Source organism: Candidatus Lokiarchaeota archaeon (assembly GCA_014730275.1).
Lineage (GTDB): Archaea > Asgardarchaeota > Thorarchaeia > Thorarchaeales > Thorarchaeaceae > WJIL01.
The window spans coordinates 1-9488 of record WJIL01000104.1; the positions used below are offsets into that span (position 1 = coordinate 1).

Sequence of the window (9488 nt, forward strand, 5' to 3'; positions counted from 1 at the left end):
ATAGTGAGGAGACCCCCGGTTAAACTAGACGCCAGACGAGGGAGTTAACTGCTCGCTACGTTTCTACAGTACCACTCGTAGGTCTTCTCGATTCCTTCTTCAAGAGGCGTAATGTCGTCCCAATCCATAGCTTCGAATCTTGAGCTGTCCATCAGTTTTCGCGGCATTCCATCAGGTTTACTCTTATCAAGTTCTATCTTGCCTTCAAATCCTATGACATCCATAATAGTTTGAGCAAGCTCTAAAATAGAGACGTCAGAATCTGTTCCCACATTAATGAAATCGTGTTGGTCATAATTATTCATCAAGAAAACCGCAGCATCCGCTAAATCCTCCACATACATCAGTTCTCTCCTGGCAGTACCTGTTCCCCAGATAACGACCTCATCTTTGTCCTCTACTTTTGCCTCGTGAAACTTCCTAATCAGAGCGGCAACAACATGTGAGTCTTGGGGTGAGAAATTATCTCTTGGGCCGTACAGGTTGGGCGGCACAATGGTGAATGCATCAAAATTGTATTGGGTGCGATAGTATTGACACATTTTCAGCCCCGCGATTTTTGCAACAGCATAAGCTTCGTTTGTCGGTTCAGGTGGGCCAGTAAGAATATACTCCTCCTTCATAGGCTGCGGACACTTTCTTGGATAGATACATGAGCTACCTAAAAAGAGGAGCCGCTTGGTTCCTGTTTTGAATGCCATATGGATTACATTACATTCTATCATCATGTTATCATAGAAGAATTCTGCTGGTGAAGCCATATTTGCAGCAATTCCACCAACTTTGGCCGCAGCTAGAAAAACGAATTCCGGTTTACTGTCTTCGAACCACTTTTCAACCGATTCCTGTCGGGTGAGATCAAGGCTATCCCTAGTCGCCATGAGAAGATTATCATATCCGAGTGCGTCGAGTTTTCTTCTAATTGCGCTACCAACCATTCCTCTGTGACCTGCAATGTATATTTTGCTATCTTTTTTCATCTTGAATCACATTTACCCAAGCTCTTCTAGCATTTCGCGAGTGCTGCTATGATTCTATTTCCTAGTTCCTTGCATTCTTTCTCAGACATTTGAGGATGTATGCCAACCAGTACTCCTGACCGATCAACCTTTTCTGCGATATTCAGAGGTACAGGGCTTCTTGAATCATACATCTCTGTCGCTGGCTGGGCGGCCATATTGCCCCCCATAACAACCCGTGTCTCGATTCCCCTCTTCTCTAGTCTAGTTATTACTCGTTTTCTCAGATCCCATCCCCCCTTGTTCAAAACAAATGGAAAACCAAACCAGCTATGTTTTCCTGACGTTTGTTCTTTCTGTAATGTAATATCTGCATTGCTGTCCTCTAGTATATCTGCTAGAATGGATGCATTTCTTCTTCTCAAACGAACGTAACTATCCAATTTAGCAATCTGATGTATTCCGAAAGCGCCTTGTATCTCTGTAGGTCTAAGGTTGTATCCGCGATTAACAAAAAGGAATCGTGGATCCCTGTCGGGGTATCGTTTCTCCAAACTATCTCGATTCTTCATATCTCTGGTCCATCCATGAGCTCTTAGAATCCTAGCAAGCTCCGCAAACTCATCATTATCAGTTGTTATCATGCCGCCTTCGATAGTGGATATATGATGTGAGAAAAAGAAGCTATACGTACCCATTTCGGATAAAGAACCAACTCTTTTGTTATCGAATTCAGCTCCATGGGCTTCACAACAGTCTTCGACGAGAAGAAGATTGTTCTCCTCTGCCAGATCATTTAACGCTTTCATATCACAAGGATTACCAATTAGATGAACTGCAAGTATGGCATCCGTTTCTTTATCGATGCATTTCTCGACTGAACTGGGGTCGAGATTAAGAGTCTTAAGCAGTGAATCTGCAAATACTGGTTTTGCTCCGATATCCACAATTGGAAATACACTTGTTGACCAAGTGAGAGCAGGAACAATAACGCTTCCACCTTTTTCAATCCCTCTTTCAACCACTGGATTAGCAAGTATCTCCAATGCAATGAGATTGGCAGACGAACCCGAGTTGAACATTATCGCATGTTTTGTTCCCACATAATCAGCAAAACGTTTCTCAAATTCCTTGACTTTCTCTCCCATGGTGACTCTAGTTGAGATGAGCGAATCAAGCGCCTCAAGAATCTCGTCAATATTGAAGGGCGGCCTTACAAGTGGAAAATCATAACCAGATTTTTCACGCTCACTTGATTTGAGAAATGCTCTTTTCAAATCGTCGATTGTTTCTTGTTTCAGGTACTTACAAGCTTTCTTCATTTTCGGCACACTTATCCTTACATTGTGTAGGATTGGACATCAAAAGCCCCTCTTAAGATATAACACAGAATATCTACTGAAATTTATGTCTTCTTTATTCACTAATTGCATGGAATCTATTGTAAGTATATCTTTCGTTGTTATTACTAGTAATCTTCTTTCTTCTCTTCAATTAACTTATCCAATTCTACTTTGTCTTCTTTCTAGCCAATTTTCCCTTAAAAGGAAAGTATTGCTGTTGTCTTTCGTCGTCATATAGACCGATTTCTTCAGAGATTAATAGCAAAGACACGAACGGCGAATCCATATCGTGTAGATTCTTAACTACGTACGCTTCAAATGTGACAAGAGTGTTGAAGTTGTCTGGCACAGCCAATGATATCAGATGGGGCATTACAGTTATGCTATCCTTCTTGCTTCTTGTAGCCATGACAAGTGTTTTCCTCCCTCAGCAGATAAACACCACTGAATATCACGCTGTAGATAGCACCCAGCTTCTCACCAATCCTGGTGATTACGAGGACCGCAAAATCAGCATATCAGTAACCATTGCGGATGTTGACGACCAGACGAACCCGGAAGGCCAGCTTCTCGAAACCACAAAGGGTCTCCACGTCTTTCTCTCCAGCTCGCTCGGTGAGGTTGCTGTTGGTGACCACATAAGCCTACGCGGAATATCCCGTCTCTCATCTGTCGGCTACATTGAAGTAACGGAGCTGTACATACACGACTATCCAATTGACGGGGTCTCCAGAAGTCTGCTCCATTCGATTCCTGGAATTATCATGTTCGTTGCCCTCTTTTTCGCCATTTTCACATTCGACAGGGACCGATTTGCGTTTGTCTCAAGGGGGAACTGAAATGGCAGATGTCACTACGCACCTTCTTTTTGGAGTATCAGCTGCACTCATAGTCTGCAGAAAACAGTCGCGAGAGGAATCGATGCTGCTCATTCTCGGCTCAGTTGCTGTCGATTCCGAGCGCCCGCTATCCCTGTTTCTCAACTACCTTGGCTATACATCTCATGATTTCACTTACGCTTTCCACTCCCTCCTCGGCATCGTGGTCATCACCTACGCCGCCGCAACCGCATTCCACATCGACCATACGGACTTCGGCACTCGCTTCAGGCTCATTTTCCTTGGCACCGTCATCCACCTGCTCCTCGACCTCACGATGCACCCCTGGCCCGAGCGCGGTCTCTACCTGCTGTACCCCCTCAAGATTCCCTACTCATTCGGCCTGGTGTGGTCTGACTACCCCTACTTTCCGCTCTTCGGCCTGCTGGCTCTTGCCATCGCACTTTTCATTCGCTCTATCTTATACTATGTCAACCAGGATTCCCAAGCAGCCTCTTAGCTCGCTAAAACGGGACCGTCCAATTTCGTTTTTGAGTTGCAGTTGAATTTGCTCAAGTGATTTCATGTCGAAAATCTTAAGCACTTCTCATTTTATAAAGGGCAAGAAAGCTGATTCATTGGGTAAGCAGGTTATGGAATCTCGGGCCGGGAATCTTCTTAGTCAGGGAGGGTATTTGAAACCATGTTCGGAGATGACAAGAAAAGAGAGAAACCGTATCAGAATGACCAGCAAGCTATTCCCTAAAATCAGCGGTAGAATTCTGGATGTGGGTAGTTTCGATGCTCGTGTTTCAAATTCGCTCAACCAAGAATCAGTAAATCTAGATTTGGTGAAGGAACACCTCAAAATGTCCAGAGGCCAAAGGGTTCAAGGATCAGCTACCCACCTTCCATTCAAGAAGAACTCATTTCAAGGTGTGATATGTACTGAAGTGCTTGAGCATCTTTCCGACTTGGACTTGAGAAAGGCTACGCTCGAAATCCAGAAGGTATCACGGGAGCATATTCTTGCTTCCGTTCCATTTGAAGAGGAACTATTTAGGCATGTCCGGAGATGCAAGTTCTGCAATACTTACAGCCATCCGTATGGCCATCTTCAATCTTTTTCGACTCGCGATTTGCTTGATCTTTTCGAGGAGTATCAGCCAGTTGCGATCTCATACATAGGCAGGAACCCTACTGGATGCAGAAGAATCTGGAAGGCTATGGCCAGCGCTGGTGTATTTCTGCCGATAGTGCACGGAAAATGTCCCCGGTGTGGAAAAACAAGCCAGAAAAAAGAAGTAGGGCATTACCTGATCAACTTCATCTACTTGATCGACTTCTTGATAAGATTCCTATGGATTGTTCTTGGAGTAGTCAAACCAAATTGGGTGGCAGTTTTGTTCCAGTTTGACAAATCCTCTAAGCCCCCTTCGTAACTGTGCATTTCGACGGTTTTCCATACTAGCACGGAAAGGAGCGTGATTGTGAGTTTCGGATTTGTTACGCTTAAGAAGGCCGCAATACGAATGATGGTTTTCTAAGTTCAAGCACGAATATCAAGATGATATTTCACAAATCAACTCAATATCTTCTGAAAATGGATTTAGATGCTAAAGACTCTCGTTTCATATTCTCTAGATTATTCACGTTTTTATCTTGGATTATCTTATCGATTAGCTACATGCTGAGAATGCGCCAACTACGAATTATATTGAATCAGGAATTGCAATTATGCTCTCATTCCTACCCGTCATAGATTTAGCCCGAATTTACTTCCTTGTCAAATGCTTGCTACTGAGTATCAGAATGTGTACAGTATTGTTCCTCGGGCAAACCATGGCAAATACAAGAGGAGCAAAGCTAGCATTTCCATACTGATGATTAAAACAGATTATTGGCGTGATGGCTGGTGTACTGTTAGTAACAACATATTGCTGGACAGGCGGATAGTACTCGAATCGTGGACGTAGTTAATCGGGATTAGGATTAAATGCCCTCTCAATACGACTATGTACAGTATACCCTGTAGCTGGTAGGAAAACGGTAGTGTATGAATAAGCGTAGTCACCTAGTATGTCTCATCGCTCTAGCAATCCTGATTGCTCCTCTAACCCAAACTGACATGGAGCTTTCAACAACACAAGTCGAGAACGAATCGAATCTGGATGTCCCGGGAGACTTCCCTGAAGACTTGAACGCCAAAAATGATTCAGAACATGCGGATAATGTCAATCTCGACATGATGCATTTCACTGAGACCCCATCTTCAGAAGGTGGGCTCGACTATGTCTGCAGAAGGGGTGTCGATCCTGTGGCTTATTTCGGCAAGTCGACAGTGAAATACCTCTCAGGGGGCACAGTATTCACGTTGGAGTTTCCAGGAAGCAATTCAGTTGACCCCGTAGGTGAAAAACCAATTGGGTCCGTGACGAATTACTTCCTGGGCTCTGATTCCGCACAATGGAGAACTGGGCTTTCAGATTACTCCATGCTTCGGTACCCAGAAATCTATCCTGGAATCGATTTAGTCTACAGAATTCATGACGAACATTTGAAATACGATTTCGTCGTATATCCCCGCGGCAACCCAAAAGATATTCGTCTTAGATATGCGAGAGCTGACAATCTTGAGATAAGGAAGAATAGAGTAACTATCACACGAAATGGTTTTCAGATTGCAGACACTGATCTTCAAGTATTCGAAAAGGGGAAACGGAATTATGAGATAACTTCTAGTTTTGCAAGGTTAAATGAGAACACTGTAATCTTCTCTTTGGGTTCCTATGATTCGAGTACCACTCTGATAATCGATCCCTTATTATTGGCTTACAGTACTTTCCTTGGTGGTGGTAGCAATGACACCGCATATGATATTGCGGTTGAAGATGGACATTCATACATCACTGGCATAACCGACTCTGGTGATTTTCCTATTCACAACGCTTTTGCTTCTGGTATTTATGACTCCGATTACGAAGATTGCTTTGTAACCAAACTAACAAGAGATGGTCAATCTATCAGCTATAGTACATACATTGGAGGATACGCCGAAGACAGGGGTGAAGCAATCGCAGTTGAGGACGGTCAAGCATATATTATAGGCCGAACAGGTTCTGCGGATTTTCCTATCATCAACGCTTATGATTCCACAAAAGATGGGTGGGATTGCTTCGCACTCAAGCTTTCAGATAGCGGTCAAGCACTCCGGTACAGTACTTACATTGGGGGAAGCGAATCAGATTACGGCCATGATATTGCAGTCGAAAACGGTCATGCTTTCTTAACGGGTAGGACCAAGTCATCAGATTTTCCCACAGTCAACGCTTATGATTCGACCGGAGCGTCTTGGGACTGTTTTGTAACTAAGCTAGCTGAGAATGGGCAGTCACTTGTCTATTCCACTTATCTTGGGGGAGGTGACATCGACTACGGATATAGTATCGCAGTTGAAGGTGGCTATGCCTATGTCACAGGGGAAACATGGTCATCAAATTATCCCAGTCTAAATTCGTATAGCGGAAACATAGAGTGTTTCGTCACAAAGATGTCAATTGATGGCCAATCATTAAACTCCAGCATCTTCATTGGTGGGAGCAATGATGATTATGGGTATGATATTGCGGTGGAAGACAGCAATGCGTACGTGACAGGCTATACAGAATCTTCAGACTTCCCGACTACCAATGCATATGATGCTACCTATGACGGGACGCACTGGGACTCCTTTGTGGCTAAGCTAGCTGACAACGGGCAGTCCCTAGTATACTCGACTTACCTAGGAGGAAGTGATTCTGACTACGGATATGGAATAGCTGTTGAAAACGGCTATGCCTATATCACCGGTTATACAGAATCGGCTGACTTTCCCACTAGTAATGCATATGCCTCAAACCATGCCGGAGGAGTTATTGATTCCTTTGTAACTAAGCTTTCAAATGATGGTCAGTCACTAAACTTCAGCACCTATTTGGGCGGCTCCAATCCTGAAATAGGATATGCAATAGAAGCGGAAGAAGATTACGCATTCATAACTGGATACACAGTTTCTCCTGATTTCCCTGTGAAGAATGCATATGATCCGGGTCATGATTGTGTCGGCAAGGATTCCTTCATCTCGGTTTTGGTCCCGGAGAGAGATAGCGATTCCGACGGGCTATATGACGGTGAAGAGCGTTTCCAGTACGGTACAAATCCCAACGATGCAGATAGCGATGACGATACCCTGGGTGATGAGGAGGAGATAGTTGTCCACGGAACAAATCCTAACGATGCGGATACGGACAACGATGGATCTCCTGATGATTGGGAAATCAATAAAGGATTGAACCCGTTAGTTGATGACGCATCCGGAGATGAAGATGGAGATTCACTCTCCAATCTTGAGGAATATCAAGAAGGTACAGACCCGAACGATCCGGACACTGACAACGATAATTTGAATGATGGTCTAGAAGTCAATATCTATTGCACCAACCCAAATGATTCAGATAGTGACAATGACGGACTAGGTGATGGTGCCGAAATAGATGTCCATTACACCAATGCTCTGGATTCGGATACTGATTGCGATGGGTTAGAAGACGGCCCAGAGGTCAATTCCTATGGCACAGATCCTGACTTGATTGATACTGACAATGACAACTTCCTCGACGGTTATGAAATCACATACGGGAGCAATGCAACGGACGTGAATGATTACCCCGCAATGCCACAGGAATGGTATGACGAGATTTACGAGGACCTAGACGGAAATGCAACATTGATTCAGAACCTGATTACTTGGTCCGAAGGAAATGCTACCCTTCTTGAAAACGTCAAGATGCAGCTAGAAGAAAACGCCACGCTACTGCAACAAGTCATCTCATGGCTCGACGGGAATCACACAGCCATTGAAAATCTGTATACCTACTTGGAAGGAAACGCCACTCTTCTAACGAAAACTGTTGATAATCTTGAGAATAATGCCACTCTAATTCAGAATCTGGTAACCTGGTCCCGAGGCAATGAGACTCTGCTTCTCAACGTGATTGACCAGCTGGAATCTAATGCAACTCTTCTCCAACAGGCTATTTCATGGCTCGATGGAAACCATACGGCCATTGAGAATCTGTATACCTACTTGGAGGGGAACGCAACTCTTCTCACACAAACCGTCGATAATCTAAAAAGCAATGCAACTCTGATTCAGAATCTGGTAAGCTGGTCTCAAGGGAACGAGACTCTACTGCTGAACGTGATTGATCAGTTGGAGTCTAACGCCACGCTACTTCAACAGACTATAACTTGGCTGGATGGAAATCACACGGCGATTGAAACACTGTTCACATACATGGAAGGTAATGCAACTCGACTTGACCAAACCATAGTTGCCTTGGATGGAAATGCAACTCGGCTGGAGCAGGTTGCACAGTGGCTTGATGGGAATCATACTGCCATCGAATCGTTGTTTGATTACGTTGAAGGGAATGCTACGCTGTTGCAACAAACGGTATCTTGGTTGGAGACTAATCATACGGCAATCGAGAACCTGTACTCCTACATGGAAGGCAACGCGACATTGCTTGAGCAAACGATACAAAACCTTGAAGGCAATGCCACGCGCCTGCAACAGCTCTCAGAATGGCTTGATGGGAATCATACGGAAATCGAGACGCTCTACAACTACTTGGAAAGCAATGCAACCCTTCTTGAGCAAACGGTTAGTGCCCTCAACGAGAATGCCACGCTGATCGAGAATCTCGTATTATGGTCAGAAGGCAATGCAACACTCCTTGAGTCAGTAGCTCAGCAACTGGAGTCCAACGCAACACTCCTTCAGCAGACAATATCGTGGCTCGACGGGAATCATACGGCCATTCAAGCCCTGTTCACCTATGTAGAGGGAAATGCCACGCTTCTCCAAGATACGGTTACCGCCCTTGAAGGAAATGCTACGCAGCTGGAACTCGTGGCCGCCCTAGCAACGGACAATCACGAATGGCTTCAAGAGCTCAATTCCACAGCAATTGGTAACATCACTGAAATTAGGGAAGTGCTTGACCAACTTGGTGCAGCAATAGGTGATGCCGATTATGACGGTCTGGATGACTTAGATGAACTGGAGCATGGTACCGATACACAGTGCATCGATACTGACTGTGATAATCTCAATGATGCATACGAAGTGAAGATAGGAACCGATCCTTTGGACGATGATACGGATCAAGACGGCTATTTCGATGGTGCCGAGGTCCTAAGCGGAACAGACCCATTAGATGCAGCTGATTATCCCGGCGTTACTGACTCAACCACAACAACCGGACCCCCTTCTACTACCACTGGTTCCCAGCCGCCCGGAGGTCTACCTTTCATCGTTGTATTGG

6 protein-coding genes are annotated in these 9488 nt (G+C 44.6%); 4 read left to right on the forward strand and 2 right to left on the reverse strand.

All coding sequences use genetic code 11. From position 1 onward, the window contains the following. Positions 1-44: 44 nt before the first annotated feature. Both GF309_12020 and GF309_12025 read right to left on the reverse strand, forming a co-directional pair. Positions 45-980: an NAD-dependent epimerase/dehydratase family protein gene (locus GF309_12020; GenBank protein MBD3159510.1), complete on the reverse strand. Its 936-nt coding sequence runs from the start codon at positions 978-980 to the stop codon at positions 45-47. Between the two features lie 26 nt (positions 981-1006). Further along, on the reverse strand, positions 1007-2281 hold the full coding sequence (locus GF309_12025) for a DegT/DnrJ/EryC1/StrS family aminotransferase (GenBank protein MBD3159511.1): 1275 nt from the start codon (positions 2279-2281) through the stop codon (positions 1007-1009). A 353-nt stretch (positions 2282-2634) separates the two neighbouring features. On the opposite strand from GF309_12025, the gene GF309_12030 reads away from it, so the two are divergent. The 4 genes from GF309_12030 to GF309_12045 form a co-directional block, all read left to right on the forward strand. After that, positions 2635-3141: a hypothetical protein gene (locus GF309_12030; GenBank protein MBD3159512.1), complete on the forward strand. Its 507-nt coding sequence runs from the start codon at positions 2635-2637 to the stop codon at positions 3139-3141. 1 nt (position 3142) lies between these two features. Then, the gene (locus GF309_12035) at positions 3143-3640 is read left to right on the forward strand and encodes a hypothetical protein (GenBank protein MBD3159513.1); all 498 of its coding nucleotides are present in this window, start codon (positions 3143-3145) and stop codon (positions 3638-3640) included. 64 nt (positions 3641-3704) lie between these two features. After that, entirely contained in the window at positions 3705-4562 is an 858-nt protein-coding gene (locus GF309_12040) for a methyltransferase domain-containing protein (protein ID MBD3159514.1), read from the forward strand. A 614-nt stretch (positions 4563-5176) separates the two neighbouring features. After that, on the forward strand, positions 5177-9488 hold a 4312-nt coding region (locus GF309_12045), incomplete at its 3' end, for a hypothetical protein (protein MBD3159515.1).

Coding starts and splice junctions, on each gene's coding strand:
- GF309_12020 (MBD3159510.1), bottom strand. CDS start 980: ATGAAAAAAGATAGCAAAATATACATTGCAGGTCACAGAGGAATGGTT.
- GF309_12025 (MBD3159511.1), bottom strand. CDS start 2,281: ATGAAGAAAGCTTGTAAGTACCTGAAACAAGAAACAATCGACGATTTG.
- GF309_12035 (MBD3159513.1), top strand. CDS start 3,143: ATGGCAGATGTCACTACGCACCTTCTTTTTGGAGTATCAGCTGCACTC.
- GF309_12040 (MBD3159514.1), top strand. CDS start 3,705: ATGTCGAAAATCTTAAGCACTTCTCATTTTATAAAGGGCAAGAAAGCT.